22 protein-coding genes are annotated in these 23,014 nt (G+C 66.9%); 16 read left to right on the top strand and 6 right to left on the bottom strand.

Annotation, left to right across the window (positions count from 1 at the left end; genetic code table 11):
* Positions 1-91: 91 nt before the first annotated feature.
* Both ACGFNJ_RS01410 and ACGFNJ_RS01405 read right to left on the bottom strand, forming a co-directional pair.
* On the bottom strand, positions 92-1,123 hold the full coding sequence (locus ACGFNJ_RS01410) for an ROK family protein (protein WP_393442149.1): 1,032 nt from the start codon (positions 1,121-1,123) through the stop codon (positions 92-94).
* Positions 1,124-1,234: 111 nt separating this feature from the next.
* A complete protein-coding gene (locus tag ACGFNJ_RS01405; RefSeq protein WP_393442147.1) occupies positions 1,235-2,179 on the bottom strand; it encodes an SIS domain-containing protein in 945 nt (314 codons plus the stop codon).
* A gap of 129 nt (positions 2,180-2,308) precedes the next feature.
* Here ACGFNJ_RS01405 and ACGFNJ_RS01400 point away from each other — a divergent pair, with 129 nt between their 5' ends.
* The 10 genes from ACGFNJ_RS01400 (at position 2,309) to ACGFNJ_RS01355 (ending at position 15,140) form a co-directional block, all read left to right on the top strand.
* Positions 2,309-3,559, top strand: a complete 1,251-nt coding sequence (locus ACGFNJ_RS01400) for an extracellular solute-binding protein (protein WP_393442145.1) — start codon at positions 2,309-2,311, stop codon at positions 3,557-3,559.
* A 1-nt stretch (position 3,560) separates the two neighbouring features.
* Positions 3,561-4,442: a carbohydrate ABC transporter permease gene (locus tag ACGFNJ_RS01395; RefSeq protein ID WP_393442143.1), complete on the top strand. Its 882-nt coding sequence runs from the start codon at positions 3,561-3,563 to the stop codon at positions 4,440-4,442.
* On the top strand, positions 4,439-5,344 hold the full coding sequence (locus tag ACGFNJ_RS01390) for a carbohydrate ABC transporter permease (protein WP_393442141.1): 906 nt from the start codon (positions 4,439-4,441) through the stop codon (positions 5,342-5,344). The genes ACGFNJ_RS01395 and ACGFNJ_RS01390 overlap by 4 nt, the downstream gene beginning before the upstream one ends.
* 145 nt (positions 5,345-5,489) lie before the next feature.
* A complete protein-coding gene (locus ACGFNJ_RS01385) occupies positions 5,490-6,887 on the top strand; it encodes a lipase family protein (RefSeq protein WP_393442139.1) in 1,398 nt (465 codons plus the stop codon).
* 68 nt (positions 6,888-6,955) lie between these two features.
* The gene (locus tag ACGFNJ_RS01380; RefSeq protein ID WP_393442137.1) at positions 6,956-7,609 is read left to right on the top strand and encodes a TetR/AcrR family transcriptional regulator; all 654 of its coding nucleotides are present in this window, start codon (positions 6,956-6,958) and stop codon (positions 7,607-7,609) included.
* Positions 7,610-7,750: 141 nt separating this feature from the next.
* Positions 7,751-9,367, top strand: coding sequence for an AMP-binding protein (locus tag ACGFNJ_RS01375; RefSeq protein ID WP_393442135.1), 1,617 nt, complete (start codon positions 7,751-7,753; stop codon positions 9,365-9,367).
* Between the two features lie 196 nt (positions 9,368-9,563).
* Entirely contained in the window at positions 9,564-11,636 is a 2,073-nt protein-coding gene (locus ACGFNJ_RS01370; RefSeq protein WP_393442133.1) for a CocE/NonD family hydrolase, read from the top strand.
* Positions 11,637-11,873: 237 nt separating this feature from the next.
* Positions 11,874-12,665: a DeoR/GlpR family DNA-binding transcription regulator gene (locus tag ACGFNJ_RS01365; protein WP_069160694.1), complete on the top strand. Its 792-nt coding sequence runs from the start codon at positions 11,874-11,876 to the stop codon at positions 12,663-12,665.
* Between the two features lie 174 nt (positions 12,666-12,839).
* Complete coding sequence (locus tag ACGFNJ_RS01360; RefSeq protein ID WP_393442130.1) at positions 12,840-14,384, top strand: cytochrome P450; 1,545 nt, start codon at positions 12,840-12,842, stop codon at positions 14,382-14,384.
* Positions 14,385-14,393: 9 nt separating this feature from the next.
* Positions 14,394-15,140 carry a TetR/AcrR family transcriptional regulator gene (locus ACGFNJ_RS01355; RefSeq protein ID WP_393442128.1) on the top strand — a complete coding sequence of 249 codons (747 nt, stop codon included), beginning with the start codon at positions 14,394-14,396 and terminating at the stop codon, positions 15,138-15,140.
* A 59-nt stretch (positions 15,141-15,199) separates the two neighbouring features.
* Here ACGFNJ_RS01355 and ACGFNJ_RS01350 read toward each other — a convergent pair whose 3' ends face one another.
* Both ACGFNJ_RS01350 and pnuC read right to left on the bottom strand, forming a co-directional pair.
* Positions 15,200-15,661, bottom strand: a complete 462-nt coding sequence (locus ACGFNJ_RS01350) for a hypothetical protein (RefSeq protein WP_393442126.1) — start codon at positions 15,659-15,661, stop codon at positions 15,200-15,202.
* A gap of 92 nt (positions 15,662-15,753) precedes the next feature.
* Positions 15,754-16,455 (bottom strand): nicotinamide riboside transporter PnuC, encoded by a 702-nt coding sequence (gene pnuC, locus ACGFNJ_RS01345; RefSeq protein ID WP_393443697.1) that lies wholly within the window; start codon positions 16,453-16,455, stop codon positions 15,754-15,756.
* A gap of 221 nt (positions 16,456-16,676) precedes the next feature.
* Here pnuC and ACGFNJ_RS01340 point away from each other — a divergent pair, with 221 nt between their 5' ends.
* From ACGFNJ_RS01340 to ACGFNJ_RS01325, 4 genes are all read left to right on the top strand, one after another.
* Entirely contained in the window at positions 16,677-17,510 is an 834-nt protein-coding gene (locus tag ACGFNJ_RS01340; RefSeq protein WP_393442124.1) for an ABC transporter ATP-binding protein, read from the top strand.
* 127 nt (positions 17,511-17,637) lie between these two features.
* Entirely contained in the window at positions 17,638-18,384 is a 747-nt protein-coding gene (locus ACGFNJ_RS01335; RefSeq protein ID WP_393442122.1) for an ABC transporter permease, read from the top strand.
* Positions 18,385-18,430: 46 nt separating this feature from the next.
* Complete coding sequence (locus ACGFNJ_RS01330; RefSeq protein WP_393442120.1) at positions 18,431-19,228, top strand: ABC transporter permease; 798 nt, start codon at positions 18,431-18,433, stop codon at positions 19,226-19,228.
* 91 nt (positions 19,229-19,319) lie between these two features.
* Positions 19,320-20,414: an ABC transporter substrate-binding protein gene (locus ACGFNJ_RS01325; protein WP_393442118.1), complete on the top strand. Its 1,095-nt coding sequence runs from the start codon at positions 19,320-19,322 to the stop codon at positions 20,412-20,414.
* Here the strand turns inward: ACGFNJ_RS01325 and ACGFNJ_RS01320 are convergent.
* Positions 20,411-21,442, bottom strand: coding sequence for an XdhC family protein (locus ACGFNJ_RS01320; RefSeq protein ID WP_393442116.1), 1,032 nt, complete (start codon positions 21,440-21,442; stop codon positions 20,411-20,413). The genes ACGFNJ_RS01325 and ACGFNJ_RS01320 overlap by 4 nt on opposite strands.
* Positions 21,443-21,455: 13 nt before the next feature.
* A complete protein-coding gene (locus ACGFNJ_RS01315; RefSeq protein WP_393442114.1) occupies positions 21,456-22,055 on the bottom strand; it encodes an NTP transferase domain-containing protein in 600 nt (199 codons plus the stop codon).
* Positions 22,056-22,205: 150 nt separating this feature from the next.
* Between ACGFNJ_RS01315 and uraD the strand changes: the two genes are divergently transcribed.
* Together uraD and uraH are read left to right on the top strand one after the other, a co-directional pair.
* Positions 22,206-22,700 (top strand): 2-oxo-4-hydroxy-4-carboxy-5-ureidoimidazoline decarboxylase, encoded by a 495-nt coding sequence (uraD, locus tag ACGFNJ_RS01310; protein WP_393442112.1) that lies wholly within the window; start codon positions 22,206-22,208, stop codon positions 22,698-22,700.
* Positions 22,697-23,014 carry a hydroxyisourate hydrolase gene (gene uraH / locus ACGFNJ_RS01305; RefSeq protein WP_393442110.1) on the top strand — a complete coding sequence of 106 codons (318 nt, stop codon included), beginning with the start codon at positions 22,697-22,699 and terminating at the stop codon, positions 23,012-23,014. The genes uraD and uraH overlap by 4 nt, the downstream gene beginning before the upstream one ends.

Genomic DNA, 23,014 nt, shown 5'->3' with positions numbered 1-23,014 from the left:
GGATAGGCCACTCACGACTCCGCCTCGCCGACGCTCGGCTCCGTCGTGCGTGGCCGCACGTTGTGGCCTCGGTTCACTCGCTGACGCTCCCTCACTCCAGCGCCCCCTGCCTGGCGAACAACGCGGCCCCGGTCAGCCCGGCACGCGCGCCGTATTCCCCGAGCACCACGTGAGGTGCGGGGACCAAACGCAAGCGGTCGGCGATGGCCTGGTGCAGTGGATCGGTGAGGGCAGCGCCCGCGCCGGCCAGCCCACCGCCGAGGATGATGAGTTCGGGGCAGGCGGCGTGCACGATGCCGATGAGACCGTCGGCGAGCGCGTCGACCGCGTCGGCGAGCACCGCAGCGGCGTCCGAGTCGGTGTCGACCAGGGCGAATACTTCTGCGGCTCCGTCTATTTCGCGTCCGGTGCGGCGGGTGTACGCCCGCGCGATCGAGGCGCCGGAGGCAACGGTTTCGACGCAGCCGATGTTGCCGCACGGGCAGGGCAGCCCGTGCGCGCGGACCGGGATGTGGCCGTACTCGCCGACCTGGCCGTAGCTGCTGCGCAGCAGCCGTCCGCCGACGGACAGGGTGCCGGAAATGCCGGTGCCGAGGATGACCACGCACACGTTGTCGTGGCCGCGGCCCGCGCCGAAGCGCCATTCGGCCCACCCGGCGACGAGCACATCGTGTTCGAGCAGCACCGGCATGTGCCACCGGGCGCTGAATCGATCGCCGACTTTCACGTCGCGCCAGCCGATGTTACTGCTGAATACCGCGATCGACTCGACAGGATCGACGATGCCGGGCACCACAACGGCCGCCCGGCCAACCCGGTCGCGCTGTTCCGCGGTCAACTCGGCGAGCAGCTGGTCACCCACCGCGCCCATCGCCTCGAACGCGGCCTCACCCTGCGGCGTCGCGACGGTCGCCGCGGCGAACACGGTGCCATCGGCGTCGGTGATCTCGCCCTTCATGGTGGTGCCGCCGACGTCGAGACCGAGGACGAGCGCATCGTCGGCCAACGCGTCCGGCTGCGGCAGTGCCGCAGCCGAACGCGTCGTTGTGCCGCCGGGCCGAGCCATCGCGGCCGGTCCGGCAGACCCGGCCGCGGGCCGGGCGGCACCGGCAGTGGATTTCATACTTGGCACCCTAGTTCCCGGCGCCGGGGGTGGCGTGGTTCCGGAGGGGGCGTGGCCGGTTGTCACTCGGGGATGGCAGCCGGCGGGGCGGGTAGACACGGCTCGTACCGTTCACTGATCGAGGACGACCGAGCGGTTCAGGTTGCGCGGGTGGTCGGGGTCGAGGCCGAGATCGGCCGAGCGCAGCACGCACAGCTGGTGGATGCGGACCAGGTCGGCCATCGGGTCGATGTCCCGGTGTTCGAAGTGCGCGCCGGTGACGGCGACGTCGGCGGTGAAGTTCGGGACGAGCGGTCCGAACGCCCAGACCGCGCGGCCCGGCTTCGCGATGCTGATCGGTCCGTGCCGCCACTCGGTGGCCAGGTAGGACTCGGTCCAGGACTGGCAGGATTCGCGCAGCTTCAGGCCTGCCTCCTCGGCGATGGCCGCCGCGAAGCCCATGCCGACGAAGCTGATCTCCTCGGCGCTGCGCACATTGGCCAGCGACACCGCGGGGTCCTCGGCGAGCACCGCGCGGGCCTGCTCGATCACCGGGGCGAGATCTTCGCCGAGGTGCCAGCGCAGGATGGCGAGGACGGTGGTGGCGAAGCGGGTCTGCACGACCGACTGTTCGTCGACCTCGTCGATCATGATCGGGTCGCCGAGCTCGAGCACCGGGGTGCCCGGGCTGGAGCAGATGACCGTGCGCGGAATGTGTGCTGGGATGTCCCGCATGGCGTTGACCACCTCGGTGGTGGTGCCGGAACGGCAGATCACCAGGTAGCGGTCGTACTCGCGGCCGGACCTCACCTCGCTGGCGGGCCAGGCGTCGGTCACGCCGTGGCCTGCGCTCTCGCGCAGCGCCGCAATCGCTTTGGACATGAAAAGGGAAGTGCCGCAGCCGATCACGGCCACTCGCTCACCGGATTGCGGGAGGATGGCGCGGTGTTCGGCGGCGATTGATGCGGCGCGCGCCCAGTCGTCGGGCTGGGTGGCGATTTCGGTGGCCAGATGGGTGGCAGGCGTGGGTTCGGCGGAGATCGACACCACACCAGAATCCGCCCGGTGATCGTTCATGTCAAATTTACGAGCGAATCGGTCACATATGAGCAGGGTTAGGACTAGGTTAAGTTACGGGTCGATCTGTTCGATCCCATCATCGGCTGTCCAGTGGCGCCGGGTGTGCAAATTTGAAAGGTTCTGCTCGTGAAAAGACCACTCCACGGCGTGCTCGCGGGGGTCGCGATGGTCACCGGCGTTGCGCTGGCGATCTCGTCCTGTGGGTTCGGCTCGAAAGATTCCGCCGACTCCGACACCACGATCAACTTCTTAGCTCCGGCCTACAGCGACGGAGCTTCCGGTACCAAGGCGCTGTGGGACGGCATCATCGCCGACTTCGAGAAGGCCAACCCCGGCCTCAAGGTGAACCTTCAGATGGAGTCGTGGAACTCGATCAACGACGTGGTGCGCACCAAGCTCCAGTCCCAGTCGACCACCCCCGACGTCCTCAACATTGATGCGTACTCCAGCTTCGCCAGCGACGGAATGCTCTATCCCGCCAGCGAAGTCGTGTCGCCGCAGGTGCTCTCCGACATCCAGCCCGGCTTCGCCAAGAATGCCTCGCTGAACGGGACGCAGTACGCGCTGCCGCTGTTCGCCTCCGCGCGCACCCTGTTCTACAACACCGACCTGTTCACCAAGGCCGGCGTCGCCACGCCGCCGAAGACCTGGGCCGAGCTGACCGACGCGGCCAAGAAGATCCAGGCGCTCGGCGGCGGCGTCTCGGGCTACGGCCTGCCGCTCGGCAGCGAGGAAGCCCAGGGCGAGACCTCCATCTGGACCTTCGGTGCGGGCGGCAAGTGGTCCGACGGCGACAAGGTCACCGTCGACACCCCGCAGAACCTCGAGGGCGTGCGCGCGATGCGCGAGATCGCCGATGCCGGTGTCACCCAGCCGAACCCGGGCGCGACCGACCGCAAGGACGTGATCAACGCGTTCATCCAGGGCAAGATCGGCATGATCGAGGGCCTGCCCCCGACGATCAGCCAGATCGCGTCGAAGAACCCCGGCCTGCAGTACGCGACTGCGCCGTCGCCGACCAAGACCGGCACCCCGGTGACCCTCGGCGTCGCCGATCACCTGATGGCGTTCAAGAAGGACGGCAAGAAGGCGGAGTCGATCAAGAAGTTCCTCGACTTCTTCTACGGCGCCGACGTGTACGCCAAGTTCGTGTCCAAAGAGGGCTTCATCCCGATCACCAACACCGCGACCGCCAAGCTGGCCGCGGACCCGGTGACCAAGGCCTTCGGCTCGACCCTCGCGGTGGCGCAGTTCTACCCGAGCAACAACCCGAAATGGGCTGCGGCGCAAGGCGCGATCCGGCAGCAGATCGGCACCATCGCACAGGGCACCGATCCGGCCCAGGTGTTGACGCGGATCCAGGAAGCCGCGAAGTAGCGTGCGACGCAAAGGAACGCTGGCGGCGATACCGTGGATAGGACCCGCGCTGGTCCTGATCGCGGCTATCGTCGCTTTCCCTGCCTGCTACATGGTGTGGACCAGTACTCGGGATCTGAGCGCCTACGGGCAGGATCGTGGCTCGGCCGGACTGGCGAACTACCGCACCCTGTTCCAGATTTCGGAGCTCGGCTCGATCCTGGTGCACACCGTGGTCTGGGTGGTCGCGGTCGTGTTGATCACCCTGGTGATCTCCGCCGGGCTTGCCCAATTCCTCAACAAGGACTTTCCCGGCCGCACCGCGGTCAGGATGGCGATCCTGGTGCCGTGGGCGGCCTCGGTGGTCATGACGACCACGATCTTCTACTACATGCTCGACCCCGACGTCGGCATCGCCAACCGGTTCCTGGTCGATATCGGCCTGCTCGACCGGGGTTTCGGCTTCACCAAGCAGCCGGGGCCCGCGTTCGTCGTGGCGATCGGTGTCGCGGTGTTCGTCTCGATCCCCTTCACCACGTACACGATTCTGGCCGGGCTGCAAGCGATTCCGGCCGAGATCGGCGAGGCGGGCCGGGTCGACGGTGCGAGCGCGTGGCAGCGCTACCGCTTTCTCACGCTGCCGCAGCTGCGTCCGGCGATCGCGGTGGCGACGATCATCAACATCATCAACTCGTTCAACTCGCTGCCGATTCTGCAGGTGATCACCGGCAGCATCGCCGGCTTCCAGGCTGATACGACAACCACGTTGTTGTTCAAGCTGATTCGGCAGAACCAGCAGGTCGACACGGCGGCGGCGATGAGCGTGCTGAACTTCGTGCTGATCATCGTCATCATCGCGATCTATGTGAAGGTGATCCGGCCTACCCAGGAGGTGGACGGATGACCGCCGATCTGACCCAGCTCGAAAAGGTCACCGGCGCAGTCGAAGTCGGTGCGCCGGACGAACGGTCGGCAGGCCGCGCGAAGCGCCGTCGCTGGGACCTGACCGCGGTGGGCGTCGTGCTGGCCGCGCTGTTCCTGCTGCCGTTCGTCGTCATGGTGCTCGGCTCGTTGAAGGAGCGCGCCGAAATCCTGCGCATCCCACCGACGTACCTGCCGGAGACCTGGCATCCGGACAACTACAGCACCATGTGGGACACCCCGGAAACGCCGCTGCCGTTCAACCTGGCCAGCACGATCATCATCTCGGTGTGCGCAACGGTGCTGGTGTTGCTCGTCGCCATCCCTGCGGCGTATTACACGGCGCGGCACAAGTTTCCGGGCCGCGCGGTGTTCCTCGGCCTGGTGCTGGTGACCCAGATGCTGCAGCCGACCGTGCTGGTGACCGGTTTGATCCGGGAGTTCTTCGCGGTCGGGATCAACGACACCTGGCTGGCGATGATCCTGGTGAACGCGGCGTTCAACCTGTCGTTCGCGGTCTGGATCCTGCACAGCTTCTTCGCCTCGATTCCGGTGGAGATCGAGGAGGCCGCGCAGCTGGACGGGCTCAGCCGCTGGCAGACCCTGGTTCGGGTGAGCCTGCCGCTGGTCTGGCCGGGCATCGTCACCGCGACGATCTTCGTCGTGGTGTCCTGCTGGAACGAATTCGCCGCCAGCCTGGTGGTGCTGACGACACCGGAGAACCAGCCGCTGTCGGTGGCGCTGACCAAGTTCGTCGGTCAGTACGACACGTCGTGGCAATACGTGTTCGCTATTTCTACGGTCGGCATCATTCCGGTCGTCATCCTGTTCGCACTCATCGAGAAGCGCCTCGTCGCAGGCCTCACGGCGGGCAGCGTCAAGTAGATCGCCCGGCGGGTGGTGGCGTGCGCCACCCGCCGTTGGCGTGTTGTGCCTCGAACCACTGTCTGGGTCTGGACTTCTTGCCCGCTATCTGAAAATATCTCTTACCAATATCGGTAACGAGCGGTAACGGGAAGTAGGCACTTCGATGAGCGTGCGCAATGGTGGGCGCGTCGTCGTCCTCGGCGTCATCGTGCTGATGGCGTCATGGATGGCACTCGGCTCCGGGCAGGCGGCGCCGGGCGAGCAGGAGGGCGTGCGGGTCGAACCGGCACCCGCGCTCACGTTGCCGCCGGAGCTCGACGACTTCTATCGGCCCTCGGCAGGCGCGGTTGCCGCGGCGCAGCCCGGTGAGATTCTGCGGGCGCGGGCGATCTACCCGGCGTTCATGGGCATTCTGCCGCTGAATGTCGATGCGTGGCAGCTGCTTTACCGCACGACCAACAGCCACGCAGAACCGATCGCGACGGTCACCACGATCCTGAAGCCGCGCGGTCCCGCGCCTGCGGGTGGGCCGAAGTTGCTGTCGTACCAGATCGCCGAGGACAGCGGTGCACAGTACTGCGCACCGTCGTACGTGGCTCAATCCGGTGCCATCCCGGTCGATTACGTCAATGCGGCGGAGACGCTGATCCCGATTGCCGCGGGGCTCGGGCAGGGCTGGACTGTCGCCATGCCCGACTATCAGGGGCAGAATTCGGCCTACGGCGCCTCGCGGATGAATGCACAGGCGACGCTCGACGGCATTCGTGCCGCCGAAAACTTCGCGCCCGCGCAGTTGAACGGGCCGAGCACGCCTGCGGCGCTGTGGGGATACTCCGGCGGCACTATTCCTTCGTCGTTCGTGCCGGAGATCAAGGAAAGCTATGCCCCCGAGCTCAATATCGTCGGCTCGGCGTCCGGCGGTGTCGCACCTTCCGACTTCGCAGCGGTGGTGCGGCACAACAACAATGGCGTGTACGCGGGCCTGATCTCGGCCGCGTTCGTCGGTATCGCCACCGAATATCCGGACATGCAGCGGGTACTGCGTGAGCGGGTTGATCTCCTCGGGCAATTCGTCCTTGCCTCGAAGAAGGTGCTCTGTCATCCGCAGGGCGCCATCGTGTTTCCCGGACTGAACTACCTCGGCACGTTCCAAGGCGCGGACCCACTCGCGATGCCGGAGATCAAGGAGGCGATCGCCGACAACTCGCTCGGTCAGCAGAAACCGTCGGTGCCGATCTACTTCTATCACGCGCAGAACGACGAGCTGATACCGATCGCGGGCACCGATGCGGTCGTCGACAAATACTGTGCCGAAGGCGCTCCCAGCGTGACCTATGTGCGGGAGTTCGCTGCCGAACATCTTTCCGGCGTCGTCACCCATCTGCCCGGCGCGTTCTATTGGCTGAAGGATCGGCTGAACGGTGTGCCCGCGCCGGCAGGCTGCTCGATCTCCAGTCCGGTGAGCACCATTCCGGATCCGCAATTCGGACATGCGCTCGCGGAGATCCTGCCGCCGATGGCGCAGGCGCTTGTCGGATACGCGATCGGCCAGCAGAAATAGCCGTTCGACCCCGGTGCGGACCGATGTCCGTGCCGGGGCCGACGCGGGTCTGCGGGTAGCATCGAACGGTGGCACGGCGGGTAGAGGAACCAAGAGACGGGCGCAGCTACGGTGGGCTGTCCAGGGGGCAGCGGGTGGCCCAGCGGCAGACCCGATTGATCGATGCCGCGCTCGAATTATTCGGAACCCATGGCTATGCGGCCACTTCCATCGAGCGACTGTGTGCGGTAGCCAATGTTTCCACGCGCAGTTTCTATGAAGATATGGGCAGCCGGGAAGCATTGCTGATTGCGCTGGCCGATCGGATTACTTCCCAGGCGTCCGCGCGGGCGGTGGAATCGCTGACCAAGTCCACGGGTAAACCGATGTCGGAGCGGGTAGTCGAGGGTTTCCGCGCCTATCTGGCGGTGACTTGTCAGGATCGCCGGTCGGCCCGGGTCTGCTATGTCGAGGTGGTCGGGGTCAGCCAGGCTGTGGAGGAATGGCGCAGGGAACAGCGGCGCCTGCTGTCCGCATTATTGATCAGCGAGGCCGAGCGTGCGGTCGAGCGCGGGGAGACCAAGCCGCGACGGTTCGACCTTTTCGCACTCGCGGTGATCGGCGCGGTGAACTCACTTGCCCAGGAATTGGTGCACACCACCCTGCCCGATTCGGTGGTCGATCTCGATGAAATATGCGATGAGATCGCCTTCGTCGTGAATTCCGGTCTCGGCCTGACCTGAGCCGAAAATCGGCGAAAGTCGCTGTAGTCGCACCCTTTCGATCATCTGAAAAGATGTCTTGCCGAATTAGGGTGCGTCTCCTACAGTCGTATCGAGTCCCTTGTTCGAGGGAATCGACGACTTTCTCTGGACGGAGTGTTCATGTCCTCCCTCGCAACTGCCGCGCGCGCACTGGTGGTCAACCTGCACTCGGTGGGTGTGCTGCAGCGGGCAGGCCTGCTCGATCTGCGTAGGCCGGTCGACCTGATGCGCGCGGCCAGGGCCATCCGGCAATACGGCGCCATTGCGGGACCGGTGCGGATATCGGCGCGCCGAGAACCCGAGCGGGTGGCGGTGATCGACGAACTCGGCGCGCTCACCTACCGCGAGCTCGAGGCCCGTGGCAACGCGCTGGCCCGCGGTTTCACCGCGCTCGGCCTCGGAACCGGCGACACGGTCGCCGCGCTCGTCCGGGACCGGCGCGAGTTGGTGGACACCATGCTCGCTGCGGCCAGGATCGGTGCTCGGCTGGTGCTGCTCAATACCGGGTTCGCCGGGCCGCAGCTAGCCGACGTCGTTGTCCGAGAAGGCGTGAATGTCGTGGTGTACGACCGGGAATTCGCCGATCTGCTGCGGGTGCTGCCGCCACAGGTGTGCCGGGTGCTCGCGGTGCACGACGGCAGTGTCGACGTGCCGACGATCGATGAACTGATCGCGGGCAACGACACCGCGGACCTGGCTCCGCCGCCGAGGCAGGGTGGTTTCGTGCTGTTGACCGGCGGCACCACCGGAACGCCGAAGGGGGTGCCGCGCGAGGTGAAGTCGCCGCTGGCCGCGGCCGCGCTGCTGGAGCGAATTCCGTTGCGTCGCAACCAGACCATGGTGCTCGCCGCGCCGCTGTTCCACGGCACCGCGTTGAACCAGTTCATCCTGGCGCTCTCGCTTGCCTCGACGGTGGTGCTGCGCAGGCGATTCGACGCCGAGGCGACCATGGCGGCGGTCGCCGATCATCGGGCGCAGGTGCTCGTTCTCGTGCCGACCATGCTGCGCCGGATACTCGACCTCGGCCCAGGCATGCTGGTCAAGTATCACACCGACGGCCTGCGCATCATCTTCAGCGCGGGTTCGGCACTGCCCGCCGCACTCGGCGACGCGGCCGCCGCGGCGTTCGGCGATGTGCTGTACAACTTCTACGGCTCGACCGAGGTCGGCGTCGCCGCCATCGCCACGCCCGAAGACTGGAAGGCGGCGTCCGGGACAGTGGGCAAGCCGCCGACGGTGTGCACCGTCCGGCTCTATGACGAGGACGGCAAGCTCGTCACCGAGCCGGGCGCACGCGGCACCATTTATGTGCGCAGCCTGCTGTCGTTCACCGGGTATTCCGGCGGCGGCATCAAGGACAGCATCGAGGGGTTGCTGTCCTCCGGCGATGTGGGGCACTGGGATTCGAGCGGGCGGCTGTTCATCGACGGCCGCGACGACGACATGATCGTCTCGGGCGGCGAGAACGTGTTTCCCGGCGAGGTCGAGGAGTTGCTGTACGCGCACCCGGACATTGCCGAGGCGGCGATCGTCGCGGTGCCGGACGACGAATTCGGCCAGCGGCTTGCAGCTTTTGTGGTGTGCCAGCCAGGGCGCGAGCTGGACGCCGACGAAGTGCGGGCCTATGTGAAGGCGAATTTGGCCCGGTTCAAGGTGCCGCGCGATGTCCGCTTCGTCGCGGAGCTGCCCCGCACCAGCACCGGCAAGCTGCTGCGCCGGGACCTGACCGCGAACTGACCGAAATCGTCTGGGACAGGTATGGACATCCCGGTCTGTATCTGAAAATATGACTTACCAATATGGCGGGCCCTGTGCCCGCCGTGCACCGAATGATCGCGGGCAGTCCGCGCACGGGAGCGATGGGTGATCAATGAAGATGACCGGTAGTTGGGCCAGGCCGCGCGCTGCGCGCCGGACGTGGCGCGGATTCTCCGTGGCGACCAAACATGGTGGCCGCGCCATGCTCGCCGTCGCGGTGCTCGCCGTCGCCTCGGTGCTGCCGATGGCCGCCCCGCTCGCCCTCGCGGATCCGGCGCCCAGCACGATCTTCCCGAAGGCCAACTCCCGCACCGGATTACCCGACGGCTGGCAGCCGCAGCCGGAGCGCTACGGCGTCGGAGAACACAAGAATGTCGAGATCCCGATGGCCGACGGCGCCGTGCTGCGCGCGGACGTCCGGTATCCCACCGACGCCTCCGGTGCGCAGGCGCCGGGTCCGTTCCCGATCGTGCTGACCCAGACCGCGTACGGCAAAGACAGTGCGGGGCCGCTGCGGTTGCTGTCCTACGAGGGCCTCGGCCCACTGCTCGAGCACGCCTTGCCCACCGTGATCGACGTGGCGAAGCAGGTGACCGATGCCGCGGGTTACGGCGACTACTTCGTCAAACGCGGCTACCTCAGCGTGATCGTCGACATCCGCGGCACCGGATCGTCCGACGGCCAGTGGAGCATTCTGCAGCCGCAAGAGCGCGAGGATGCCAAGCGGGTAATCCGGTGGGCCGCTGGGCTGCCCGGCTCGACCGGGGAGATCGGGCTGTGGGGGTTGTCCTACCTCGGGATGAGCGAGCTGCTCGCCGCCGGGGTGATGGAACCGGATTCGCCGATCAAGGCGCTGTTCCCGCTGATGCCGGGCAACCATGCGTTCCAGGACCTGCTCGGCCACGACGGCTTCTTCAACATCGCCTTCCTGTCCTCGATGCTCGCGGTGCCGATCACGGCGCTGCCGCAACTCGATCCGATCCTCGGCCTCTACCGGGAGCCGGGCAAGCTGCTGAGCGTTTTCGTCGATCACCTGAAGACACATTTCTGGGCCGATGGCACCTGGCCGTCGCTCATCGGCGCGCTTCTCGACGGCGACAAGCTGTACAACGGTCCGTATTGGGAGTCGCGCGCCATCGACAATGTGGTGGAACAGATTGCGGCGAACGACATTCCGACGTATCTGATCGGCGGGCAATACGACCTGCTACAGGACGGGACACCGCGCACCTTCGCCGGTCTGCAGAACGCCTACGCGGGCCGCTCACACAACGGGCCGATGCCCGCCACTGCGCAATCCAGCGGACGCTACCAAATGCTCACCGGCCCTTGGTTTCACATCCAACCGGGCGTGCAACGCAACGCCGACCTCGACCTGCACGCCATCCAGCTGGCCTGGTTCGACCGGTGGTTGAAGAACGATCACAACGGCATCGACGAGACGACGACCCCGCTGCACGCGATCGACATGGACGGCAACGTGATCGAGAGCGCGACCTACCCCGTGCGGGAAGCCCCGGCACGCAACCTGTATCTGGCGGATGGCGGCCGTCTGTCCACGGAACATCCTGTGACGCAGTCGGGTTCGGATCGGGTGACGTTCAGCCCGATGAATGCCGGAACCATCTGCAACGCCACCTTCTCCCGCAACTTCTCCGGCGTGTACGAGCTGCTCACCACGCTGGTCGGGGTGGACGACCCGTGCGGGCAGTTCCCCGCGCATCCGGATGTACCTGGGCTGCTGGACAATCCGCAGTACACCACCGACGTGTTCACCGAACCCACCGTGCTGGCCGGTCCGATCGGCGCCACCCTGTTCGCGACCTCGAGCACGCCGGCGTCGGCGTTCAGCGTGACCGTCCAGGACATCGCGCCGGACGGCGCCGCGACCGCGCTGACCGACGGCCAGCTCGCGGGCAACTATCGTGCGCTCGACGACGCGCGGACCTGGCGCACCGAGGACGGCAGCGTGCTCGGCGCCTTCCATCCCGGCAGCAGGGACTCGCTGCTTGCGATGGTGCCGGGGCAGGTGACCGAATACAACGTGAAGATCCGCCCGGTCTTTCACGTCTTCCAGCCGGGCCACCGGCTGCAGGTGACCATCGGCTCCGGTGACGCGCCGACCCACATCCTCAACCCGAAGGACTACCCGGCGCTGCTCGGTGGCGTCTACGACATTCAACGCATCGACGGCGCGGCGTCGTTGCTCACCGTGCCGCTGGCGAGCGCCACCGCCTTTGCCCGGTGACGGTCACCCCGGTGGGGAGGGCAGCCTGCGCAATCGGTGGGGTGGGTAGACACTGCGCACAGCGGTGGGGCGGGTAGTACTGGCACATCCGCGCCGGAATCCCTACGGTCGGCGGGGTGCCTGTGATCATATTGTCCGCGTGCCTCGAAAAACAGCAGGTCAGATCAGTGCTCGCTGGGCGGGCCGCGCGGATCACCGCGTGGTCGCGCTGTGCTCCCATCGGGGAGGTCGGCTGAGATGACCGGACCGACCGATCGCCCGCAGCGCTGGAACCGGCTGCTCGAACTGCTGGCGGAGTCCGGGCGGCTCTCGGTGGAGGAGGCCGCCGAGCGGCTCGGCGTGTCCTCGGCCACGGTGCGCCGCGACTTCACCGCGCTCGCCGAGCAGCAGCTGGCGACCAGAACGCACGGCGGCGTGGTGGCGACCTCGGTGGCCTACGATCTGCCTGCCCGATATCGGCAGACCGGTGGCGAGGCCAAGCAGCGGATCGCGGAACATGCTGCGTCCCTGGTGGATCCGCGCGCGGTCATCGCGATGAACGGGGGAACGACGACCACCGCGGTGGCGCGGGCGCTGGCCGGTCGCACCGATCTCGGGATCACCGGCGACGAGCAGCTGACCATCGTCACCAACGCGCTCAACATCGCGGGCGAGATGGTGCTGCGCCCGCACATGCGCACCGTCGTGCTCGGCGGCGTCGCCCGCCGGGAGTCCTACGAACTGCACGGGCCGCTGGCCGAGCGGGCGCTGGCCGAGCTGCGGTTGGACGAGCTGATCCTCGGCGTGAACGCGATCTCCGCCGAGGGCGGCGCGCAGTGCAGGCACATCGACGAGGCCGGGGTGACCACCGAGATGGTGCGGCGTTCCCGGCAGGTGATGGTGGTGGCGACCGCGGACAAGCTGGAGCGGACCGCGTTGGCCAGGATCTGCAGCATCGAACAGGTCCAGGTGCTTGTCACCGATTCCGACGCGGATCCGGTGGCGGTGGCGGCAATTCGCGCGGCGGGGGTGCGGGTCGACGTGGTGTAGCTAGCGGGGTGGTCGACAGCCCGGTAGGCGAGGGATGCCTGCCGGGCTGACTTGTTTTCCCAGCCGGTTTCGGGCTACCCGATTGATGCGATCGACCCATTGACCGGGTCATCATGTCTCATTACTGTGAGTGGGACAGTACGTCCCATATAAGTGTTGGACAGGGAGCACGCCATGCCCGATGTCGAAGCCACCGACGCCACCGCGGTCGATACCACGCTGCACCCACCTCGCTGGGCGCCGACCTTCATCCGCTGGCACAACACCCCCATCAGTTGGTGGGAGTCGGTGCGGCTGTCGCTGGGCATCCTCACCAAGGTGCGCGACCATACGGTGGTCGACTATGTGACCGGCTTTCCCGGCCAGGACGACGTGATCGTGGCCAGGGTTCCCCTCGCGAAGTTCGTCATCGTGCGCAGCCCCGAGCTGGCGCGCCATGTGCTGGTGACTAACCAGAACAACTACACCAAGAGCCCCGAGTACGACATGCTCGCGGTCGCCTTCGGGCGCGGCCTGGTGACCGACCTGAACGACGAACTGTGGCAACGCAATCGGCGGCTGGTGCAGCCGATCTTCGCCAAACGCAACGTGGACGGTTTCGCGCCGGTCATGGTCGAGGCCGCGAACGACGCGGTCATCCGGATCCGAAAGCTGGCCGCGGCCAACGACGTCGTGGACGTCAACGCCGAAATGAACCGTCTCACCTTGGATATCACGTCGCGCACCATGTTCGGCACCGACATCACCGGACCCATGTCCGAGGTGGTGCTGCACCGGCTGTTGCGGTTCTTCGGCCGTGGCTTCATGTCCAACCTGAGCCGTCCGATTCATCACCTCGGCACCTGGGTGCACAAGCACAGCCGCCACCGCGACGGCGCGGGCAACTCCCGGCTGCCGATGCGCGTCATGCGGGCCGCGGGCTGGGTGATCGAGCCGCGCAGCATGCGCGATCTGCGCCATGCCGAGCGCGTGGTCGACGGGTTGATCGCCGACCATCGCGCAGGCCGGATCGATCGGAAGGACAACCTGCTCGCCCTGCTGATGGACGCGTCCGATCCCGAAACCGGTTACCAGTACACCGATCAGGAGATTCACGACGAGCTGATGACGTTCATCGGCGCGGGCATGGAGACCACCGCGACCGCGCTGTCCTGGGTGTGGCAGCTGCTCGCGGAGCATCCCGAGGCGCGGGACCGCCTGCGCGACGAGGTCACCTCGGTGCTCGGGTCGCGGCCGGCCACCGCCGCGGATCTCGACCGCCTGCCGTGGACGCAGGCCGTCGTCGCCGAGACCATGCGGCTGCTGCCGCCCGTCGTCGGGCTGGCCAGAACGGCGAAGGCGGAGGACGCGCTCGGCGGCTACCGGATCAAGCCGGGCACCACGGTGATCGCCCTCATCCACGGCTCGCATCACAACCAGCGCGTGTGGGACCGCCCGGAAGAGTTCGACCCGAGCCGGTACCTACCGGACAACATGGAGCGCCAGCACAAGCGGGCCTCGATGCCGTTCGGCGCAGGCAAAAGAATGTGTGTCGCATCGGGATTCGCGAGCATGGAGGCCAGCCTCGTGGTCGCCACCTTCGCGCAGCACCTGCAATTCGACGCCATCTCGGAGCAGCGGCCGCGGCGGCAGATCTCGTTCACCGGCGGTCCGGACGGGCCGCTGACCATGCGTCCCCGGTTCCTGCCGGAACTGGAGCGCGCCGACACCGCCGTATAGTCGACTACTGTGAAACCGCCCGTCACCATGCGTAGCCATCGCAGGCGCGCGGGCGGTCAGCGCTGGCGGGAACACAATTCGACCAGGCAGACGCAGATCCTCGAGGCGGCCGTCGCGCTGATCGAGGAGAACGATCCGAACGTCGAGGTCTCGATCCAGCAGATCGCCGAACGCGCCGGACTGGCCCGCTCGGTGGTCTACCGGCAGTTCGACAACCGGGAAGACCTGGATTCCCGGGTGCGCGAGTTCGTCGTCGAGCGGTATGTGGCCGAGGTGGAGGCCGTGCTCGTGCTCGACCCCGCCAAGACCTTCGAGGAGATCGTCCTCGACGTGATGTGCACCGTGGTGCGCTGGGCGGCGGACCATCCGAAGCTGTATCGGTACGGCCAGAGCGGCACGGTGCACGGGCACGCCGCAGGCGAATCCAGCCTCACCATCGGCAGGCATCGCGTGGCCGAGACACTGTGGCAACAGGTTTCGTCCTTGAGCGGGATCCTCGGCATCGATGTGCTGCCGTACCGTCCGGTCGTGTACGGAATCGTCGGGCTCGTGGAAGGTGTCGTCACCGAATACCTCGGTGCGCCTACTGAATCCGAGCGCCCTGACCAGGAATCCGTTGCCCGCCTGCTGACTTCGTCGGCCTGGCACCTCTTCGCGGGCCACGCCGCAGACCGCGGCCTGCACTTCGAGCGTTCGACCGCCATGGGCGAAGCCATGGCTGAACTCTTGGCCAACGCGGCAAACAAGAAGGACTGACCCGAGGACGGTAACCGCAGGGCGGGCCGACACTGTCGACCCGCACCCGTCAGCGACCCTCAGCCGTCCGCCGGGTCGTTGAAATGCTTGCGCAACAACGACTCGATCGTGCTGAGCGTGTTCGTGTGTTGGTCGAGAACTTCGGTGTGCTGGTTGAGGATCTTGGTGTGCTGGTCGAGCGTCTTGGAGTGTTGCTCGAGTATTCCGGTGTGTTGCCGCTGCGTACTGCGCAGCTCCCCGAGTTGTCGGCCGTGATCGGCTAGTTGTCGGCCGTGATCGGCTAGTTGTCGGCCGTGATCGGCCAGTTGTTTGCTGTGCTCGGCCTGCACAGCGCCCTGCTCGATCTGGGTACTACGTAATGCGTTGAGCAGTTTGATCCCCTGATGGTGCGCCTGGCGGGCCGCAAGTGCTTCGGTCCCAGCCAGTTTGGCGATCGCGAGCGCTTCGCCGTTCATGTCCGCCAGTTCGTCGATGCTCCGCTCCACCACGGTGACGCGATGCTCCAACTCCGGTGCGCCCATTTATTCCCCCTTGCTCTGAATCGATGATGAAGCGGCGAGATTACCCCCGGGCGGTGACGACTCGCCAGGACCAAACGTGCGTGCGGAACGAGTTATCGCGTTGGTGCGGAAAGCGGTATCGCGTCCGTTTGGTCGACCGGTGTGCGAGGCGGTCGGAGTGCCCGTGCCCAGACGGCAAAACCCCAGGCCACAAAGCCTGCATAGACCAGATAGAGGATGGCCGACGGGTAGTACCCCGCCTTCAGAAGCAGGGGGATGCCGACAATATCTACCGCAATCCAGATGAGCCAGAACTCGGCCAACCCGCGGGCCATGCCGTAGGTCGCGAGGACGGAGCCGGTGAAGATCCAGGCTTCGGCCCACGGACCGTAGGACCCGATCACCGCGAACAGTTGCGCGAACGCCATGGTGCCGATCGCCATGCCTGCGATCAGGACGAGCCGTTCCGTGGTGGTTGCCCAGCGCGGGTCGACGCCGCGGTGCTCGAGGCCGGTCTCGGCGTTGGCATGCCGGTACCAACTCCACCAGCCGTAGACGCTGACGGCGATGAACATCAGCTGCCGTCCGGCCTGGCCCGCCATGTTCAGGTGCTGCGGGGTGTGGAAGATGCCACCGACGAACACGGTGAACAGCAAGGCGTTCCCGGCGATGCCGATCGGCCACGCCCACACCCGCCGCCGCATGCCGCCGATCGCGGAGGCGAGCCCGAAACCGTTGCCGATCACCTCGCGCCAGAGGATCTCCGAGCCCGCGATGTGCAGCTTGGCGTCGAGCAGCGAGAAGATCGGGTTCACCTGTGGTGCAACCCGCGCGCGCACTCATCTCATCCACGCTCGGGATTTCGGCTCGCACGGATTCGAAAATCCGGCCGGAACGGCCCAGGTGCGTAACGATTGCGCAATCTGGCAGCGCGATTCGCAATATCTGTGCAACGGACCCCTTCTAGGGTGACCGTCATGAGGGATCGCATCGAGCGAAATATCGTGACCGCGGGGGCCGCAGCCGAGGCGGCGGCATGACGACGGAGAGCAGCACCGGGGGGACCGGTATCCACATCAGCGGGCTGACCAAATCGTTCCGAGTCGGCCGAAAAACGGTGCATGCGCTGGACGCGGTGGATCTGCACACCGAACAGGGGGCGTTTCTTTCGCTGCTCGGCCCGTCCGGCTGCGGCAAGTCGACGGTGCTGCGCATCCTGGCAGGCTTGGAGACGCCGACCGCGGGCAAGGCGTTGATCGATGGCCAGACCCCTGCCGAACTGCGCGGCCGCCACGAGCTCGGCATCGCGTTCCAGGATTCGGCGTTGCTGCCGTGGCGTTCGGTGGAGTCGAACATCAAGTTGCCGCTGCAGGTGGCCGGGCTCCCCGCGGACCCGGCGCTGATCGCGGACCTGATCCAGCTGGTCGGGCTGGATGGCTTCGAGAAGGCCAAGCCTGCACAGTTGTCCGGCGGCATGCGTCAGCGTGTCTCGATCGCACGGGCGCTGGTGGTGAAGCCGACCGTGCTGCTGCTCGACGAGCCGTTCGGCGCGCTGGACGACATGACCAGGCAGCGGCTCAACCTGGAGCTGTTGCGGATCTGGACAGAGAAGCCCGCGACCACCCTGATGGTCACCCACGGCATCGCCGAGGCGGTGTTCCTTTCCGATGTCGTCGCGGTGATGAGCCCGCGGCCCGGCCGGGTGCTGGAGCTGGTGGAGATCGATCTGCCGCGCCCGCGCCTGCCGGAGATGATGCGCACGCCGGAATTCCACAAGCTGCACGACTACCTGTCGGAGCTGCTGTTCGGAAAGTCCGGCACCGGTGGCGCATTGGGCGGCGAGGCCGCGGCAGTCGAGGAGAAGGCGTGAACGTCGAAGGCGGGCGCCGCGCGCGCTGCTGGTGGCAGGCTCGGCCCGGCTGGCATCGGGTGCGCAGGTACGGACAGCCGGTTCCCTCGTTCGCGTGCTGCGCCAGGCGTGGCCGGGGAGGTCGGGCATGAAGCGGATCGGCGGACTTCTCGGTGTCGTCGGGCTGATCGGGGTGTGGTGGCTGCTCGCCGCGCTCGGCGTCGCGGGCGGCACGGTGCCGACCCCGTGGACGGTGCTGCACACCATGTACACCGACGGGTGGGGCCTCTACGGGCCCAACTTCCGGATCACCGCGCTCGGTGCACTGCAAGGCTTCGTCTGGGGCAACGGATTGGCCATCGCGTTGGCGATCCTGATCATGCTTGTCCCGCAGATCGAATCGCTGGCCACCCAGCTGGCGATCCTGAGCTATTGCACGCCGCTGCTCGCGCTCGGCCCGATCATTCTGGTGGTGTTCGGCGGCCGCACCCCGACGGTGTTCCTTGCGGCGATGTATTGCTTCTTCACCACCATGGTCGGCACCGTGACCGGTTTGCGTTCGGCCGACAGGACCAGCCTCGATCTGGTCCGCGCCTACGGCGGCGGGCGCTGGCAGCAGCTGTACCGGGTGCAGTTGATCTCGGCGTTGCCGAATACGTTCGCGGCCTTGAAGATCGCGGCGCCCTCCGCGGTACTCGGCGCCATCATCGGCGAATATCTCGGTGGCGTCGACAGCGGCATCGGGGTCGCGCTGACGGCCGCGCAGACGGCGTACAACGTCCCACGCACCTGGGGCATGGCGTTGGCCGCGGCCGCGCTGGCGGGCCTCGGCTACGCGGTCGTCGCGCTCGGTGCCCGCATCGTCGCACCGTGGACCACTCAGGAGGCGCGATGACATCCGCGAAACCGTCTGACGCACACACATATTCGGAGGTGGGACGATGAAGGTCGTGGTGCGGATCGGGCGGTTCCTGTTTCCGCTGTTCACCTCGCTGCTGCTGATGCTGGCGATCTGGTACGTCTTCCTGAAGGCGTTCCCGCAGGTCGGCCCCCGGGTCGGCAAGGCGCCCGGCGATATCTGGCGGTATCTGGTCACCTCGCCGGGGGCGCCGAAGGCGCGGGACCTGATCTTCGACGATCTGCAGATCACGCTGCGGGACGCGGCCATCGGGTTCGGCCTCGGCATGGGCGCCGCGATCGTGGTCGCCGCGCTGTTCGTCTCGTTCGCGGCGGTGGAGCAGACCTTCCTGCCGGTGGCGATGCTGCTGCGTTCGGTGCCGCTGGTCGTGTTGGCCCCGATCATCGTGCTGGTGTTCGGCCGCGGGCTCGGCGGGGTGACGGTGCTCGCCGCGATCGTGGTGTTCTTCCCGGCGCTGGTGATGATCATGACGGGGTTGCGCAACGCGCCGCGGCAGGCGCTGGACCTGGTGGCCGCCTACGGCGGCTCGCGCTGGACCGGGCTGCGGATGGTCGCGGTGCCCGCCGCATTGCCCTCGGTGTTCGCGGCGGCGAGGATCTCGGTGCCTGGCGCGCTGATCGGCGCGCTGCTCGGCGAGTGGCTCGGCAGCGGAACCGGGTTGGGCGCCAGCCTGATCCGGGCCATCCCGACGTTCCAGTACAACCAGCTGTGGGCGTCGATCGTGCTCGTCACGATCGTGTCGGTGCTGCTCTACGCGGTCGTCGGGGTGATCGAGAACCTGGTGCTCGCCCGCTTCGGCGCCGAGGCCGGTCGGTCGTGAACCGAGCGGCGGCCGACGGGAAAACTACGCAAATCACCGCCCGGAACGTCAAAGTAAAGAAAATGAAACGCAATCGACCTAGATTCACCGCATGACACCCGTGCCACGCTCCTCGTTCGGGCCGACACTCAACCGACGGTCTCTCCTTCGTTACACCGCGCTGACCAGCGCCGCCCTCGGTGGCGCAGGCCTGCTCGCCGCGTGTGGCGGCGCCGCAGACGACTCGTCGGGCGGCTCCACCCCTGACGGTTCCAAATTCGGCAGCGTGGCGGTGCAGCTGTCCTGGCTGAAGAACATCGAGTTCGCCGGTGAGTACTTCGCGGACAGCAAGGGCTATTTCAAAGAAGCGGGCTTCGGCTCGGTCAACCTCATCGCCGGCGGTGCGGCCAGCACCTCGGTGGAGGCAGGCCTGGACACCGGCAAGATCTGGCTCGGCCTGTCCGCCCCGCAGACCACCGCCAAGGCGGTGCTGGAGGGCCTGCCCGCGAAGATCGTCGCCACCACCTATCAGAAGAACCCCTTCGCGATCGTCAGCTCCGCCGCCAAGCCGATCAAGACGCCCGCGGACATGAAGGGCAGGAAGATCGGTGTGCAGGACACCAATCAGCTGATCTTCAACGCCCTGCTCTCGGCCAACGGCATGAAGCCGGGCGATGTCACCATCGTGCCCGCGCAGTTCGACCCGACGCCGCTGGCCAACGGCGAGGTCGACGGCTGGGTCAGCTACGTGACGAACGAGCCGATCACGTTGACGGCCAAGGGTTTCGCCAACACGCACTTCTTGTTCGCGGACTACAACCTGCCGCTGGTCGCCGAGACGCTCACCGTCAAACAAGCCACCATCGACAAGGAACGCGACAAGCTCAAGGCGTTCCTGATCGCCGAGATCAAGGGCTGGAAGGACGCGGTGGCCAATCCGGCCGAATCCGCGCGGCTCGCGGTCGAGGTGTACGGCAAGGATCAGAAGCTCGACCTCGACGAGCAGACGAAAGAGGCTACGGCACAGAACGATCTGGTGGTCTCGCCGGACACGGCCGCCAATGGGCTGCTGAGCATGACCGACAAGCTGATCGAGCAGAACATCGCCGCGCTGCGCTCGGCCGATCTCCAGATCAAGGCCGACGAGCTGTTCGATCTGTCGGTGCTGCGTGAGGTGTATGCGGAGAACCCGGGACTGAAGGCCTAAATCCCCAGTCCCACCGCCTTTTTCAGCGGTGCCGATGGGTTGGTGTGTAGTGCGTGCCGCCCGGACTGCAAGGTCCTGGCGGCAATCATTTCCGCGGCGATCGCGATGGCGAGCTCGGCGGCGGTGCGCGCGCCCAGATCCAAGCCTGCCGGGGAATACAGACGGGCGAGCGTTGCTTCGTTGAAGCCGCCCGCCCGTAGGTCTTCCATGCGCTGGGTGTGCACGGCGCGCGAGCCCATCGCACCGAGGTACCCGAGCTCGGGTAGTCGAAGCGCGACGGTGAGCAGCGGGATCTCGAACTTCGGGTCGTGCGAGGTGACGACTATGGCTGTGCTGCCGTCGATTTCGCCCGCCGACGACAGGGTGTTCAGGTAGCGGTGCGGCCAGTCGACGACCACCTCCGCGCCGGGGAACTTCTCCGGCTGCGCGAAGGTGTGCCGGGAATCGCAGATGGTGACGCGATAGCCGAGCAGGGCCGCCTGCACCGTCAGCGCCGCGGCAAAAGAGTTGGCGCCGAAGATGATCAGGCGCGGCGGCGGCGCGAACGAGGAGACGAAGACATCCGAATCCGGCAGCGCGAGCAGCTCGGTGGCGTGCGGCTTGTCGGTGACCAGATGTTGGCCGATGAGGTCCGCGTCGGAATTCCACACGACGGTGAACAGGGTGATCCGCCGGTGCGCCGAGATCTCGCCTGCGATGATCGGGAACTCGGGAAAGTCTCTGCGCGAGAACGGTTCGGTGAACACGTCCATCATGCCGTCCCGGTCCACCGCGCCCTCCGCGCCGGTAGCCACGCCGTAGCGGTGCATCGCGCGACGGCCCGTGCGTGCGGCCTGCAGCACGGATTCGTAGGCGATTTCCTCCAGCCCGCCGTCGGTGACCGCACCGTAGACGCCGCCGTCGGGGTCGACCAGCATCGCTGATCCGACCGGCAACGGCGCAGCACCCATCGTGCGCACGATGGTGGCGAGCCCGCCGGTTCGGCCCGAATGCCACACTCGCAGTAGGTCATCGATGATGTCCCGCATCAGCTCGCTCCGATCACCGTGCGGACGAGGCCGGGTAGTCACGATCGACGCCCGTCGCCAAATCGTCGCACGTGACGCACACCATATCGTCCCTTCGTGACAAATAGTAACGAGCGCCTGAATCTCCTACGGCCTCCTGACATACCGAGGTCCAGTGCTTGTGTGCGAGCACAACGGGGTGTCCCGGTGTGTTGTGAAACACAGCACGTGCCAAGCCGCTCGGCGCCTCGAACGCCGCGGCCGTGACTCGGGCGACCACATCGGCGCCGACATCGGGGGTGTCGACCGGCATGATCGCGGCGTAGCGGGCCGGGGTCCGTGCGGCGGCGATCAAGCCCGCGCGGACCGACGCGCCCATGCCGGTGGCCCAGTCCGCGGCCCACACATGCATGACGTCTGCGGGCAGGTTCAGCAACCCCGGATCGGGGCCGGTCGCGCCGAGCACGACGATCACCGGATCGCAGCCGCCGTCGCGCAGTGCTGCCACCGCGCCGCGCAGCCAGGCACCACCCTCGGCCAGGGCTTTCGGCCGCCCGTAGCGCTTCCCGGCGCCCGCGGCGAGCACGATGCCCGTGCATGCGGGTGCGGCGGCCGGGCGATCGGGTACAGCCATGGCTACGACGGTAGTCCGGATCCGTTGCCCGTGGGTTACGGAGAATCCGCGCGCGGAAAACCGCCCGAGCGTATTCCTTGCGGCGACACGCCAGGCGTGATCTCACCCGTTCGGGTGGCGGGCGGCCTGGTCGTATTCGATGCTGTTCCGATGACAGACGACGAGGCGGGCGTCGCTCGGTTCGACACATTGCCGGACAACGCGGCGACCACGGCATTGCTCGCGTGTTGCGCTGCACCTGCCTTGGCGCGGGCGCTGATCGAGGGGCGACCGTATGCGAGCGTCGAGGCGCTCCTCGATGCCGCCGATGCCGTGCTTGCGGAACTGCCCGAGTCCGAGATCGATCTGGCGCTGGCCGGGCATCCGCGCATCGGCGAGCGCCCTGCGTCGGCGGTCTCGGCGGGGGAGCAGGCCGGCGTGCAGGATGCCGTGCGTGCGGCGCTGGCCGATGGCAACCGAGCCTACGAGGCGCGCTTCGGCCATATCTATCTGGTCTGCGCGAGCGGCCGATCGGGCGACGAGCTGCTCGCGATCCTCGAAGCCAGGCTGCACAACGATGCGGACACCGAAAGGCGGGTCATGCGAACAGAATTGGCGAAGATCAATCGGATCCGGTTGCGTGGGATGCTGCGGGACCTGCGATGAGCACGCTGAGCACGCACGTGCTCGACGCCGTGCGCGGTGCGCCCGCGGCGGGGATCGTGGTCACGCTGTATCACGAGGCCGCGCAGCTGGATTCGGGAACCACCGACACGGACGGACGGATCGGCGCATTGGGCGGCGTGCTCGCGCCGGGCACCTACCGGCTGGTGTTCGGCACCGGCGCCTACTTCGCCGACCGGCAGGTCGACACCTTCTACCCCGAGGTCTCGGTGGCGTTCACCGTCGCCGAGGAGCGGCACTGTCACGTCCCGCTGCTGCTGTCACCGTTTGCCTTTTCCACCTATCGAGGGAGCTGA

The organism is Nocardia sp. NPDC049149 (assembly GCF_043197455.1).
Classification (GTDB): domain Bacteria; phylum Actinomycetota; class Actinomycetes; order Mycobacteriales; family Mycobacteriaceae; genus Nocardia.
The sequence above is the reverse complement of the archived record's forward strand: the minus strand, read 5'-3'. Positions and strand labels throughout refer to the sequence as shown.

Bases quoted from the DNA above. Each gene is read 5' to 3' on its own strand.
- ACGFNJ_RS01410 (WP_393442149.1), bottom strand. From the start codon at position 1,123: ATGAAATCCACTGCCGGTGCCGCCCGGCCCGCGGCCGGGTCTGCCGGA.
- ACGFNJ_RS01405 (WP_393442147.1), bottom strand. From the start codon at position 2,179: ATGAACGATCACCGGGCGGATTCTGGTGTGGTGTCGATCTCCGCCGAA.
- ACGFNJ_RS01390 (WP_393442141.1), top strand. From the start codon at position 4,439: ATGACCGCCGATCTGACCCAGCTCGAAAAGGTCACCGGCGCAGTCGAA.
- ACGFNJ_RS01385 (WP_393442139.1), top strand. From the start codon at position 5,490: ATGAGCGTGCGCAATGGTGGGCGCGTCGTCGTCCTCGGCGTCATCGTG.
- ACGFNJ_RS01375 (WP_393442135.1), top strand. From the start codon at position 7,751: ATGTCCTCCCTCGCAACTGCCGCGCGCGCACTGGTGGTCAACCTGCAC.
- ACGFNJ_RS01365 (WP_069160694.1), top strand. From the start codon at position 11,874: ATGACCGGACCGACCGATCGCCCGCAGCGCTGGAACCGGCTGCTCGAA.
- ACGFNJ_RS01360 (WP_393442130.1), top strand. From the start codon at position 12,840: ATGCCCGATGTCGAAGCCACCGACGCCACCGCGGTCGATACCACGCTG.
- ACGFNJ_RS01350 (WP_393442126.1), bottom strand. From the start codon at position 15,661: ATGGGCGCACCGGAGTTGGAGCATCGCGTCACCGTGGTGGAGCGGAGC.
- ACGFNJ_RS01340 (WP_393442124.1), top strand. From the start codon at position 16,677: ATGACGACGGAGAGCAGCACCGGGGGGACCGGTATCCACATCAGCGGG.
- ACGFNJ_RS01335 (WP_393442122.1), top strand. From the start codon at position 17,638: ATGAAGCGGATCGGCGGACTTCTCGGTGTCGTCGGGCTGATCGGGGTG.
- ACGFNJ_RS01330 (WP_393442120.1), top strand. From the start codon at position 18,431: ATGAAGGTCGTGGTGCGGATCGGGCGGTTCCTGTTTCCGCTGTTCACC.
- ACGFNJ_RS01325 (WP_393442118.1), top strand. From the start codon at position 19,320: ATGACACCCGTGCCACGCTCCTCGTTCGGGCCGACACTCAACCGACGG.
- ACGFNJ_RS01320 (WP_393442116.1), bottom strand. From the start codon at position 21,442: ATGCGGGACATCATCGATGACCTACTGCGAGTGTGGCATTCGGGCCGA.
- ACGFNJ_RS01315 (WP_393442114.1), bottom strand. From the start codon at position 22,055: ATGGCTGTACCCGATCGCCCGGCCGCCGCACCCGCATGCACGGGCATC.
- uraD (WP_393442112.1), top strand. From the start codon at position 22,206: ATGACAGACGACGAGGCGGGCGTCGCTCGGTTCGACACATTGCCGGAC.
- uraH (WP_393442110.1), top strand. From the start codon at position 22,697: ATGAGCACGCTGAGCACGCACGTGCTCGACGCCGTGCGCGGTGCGCCC.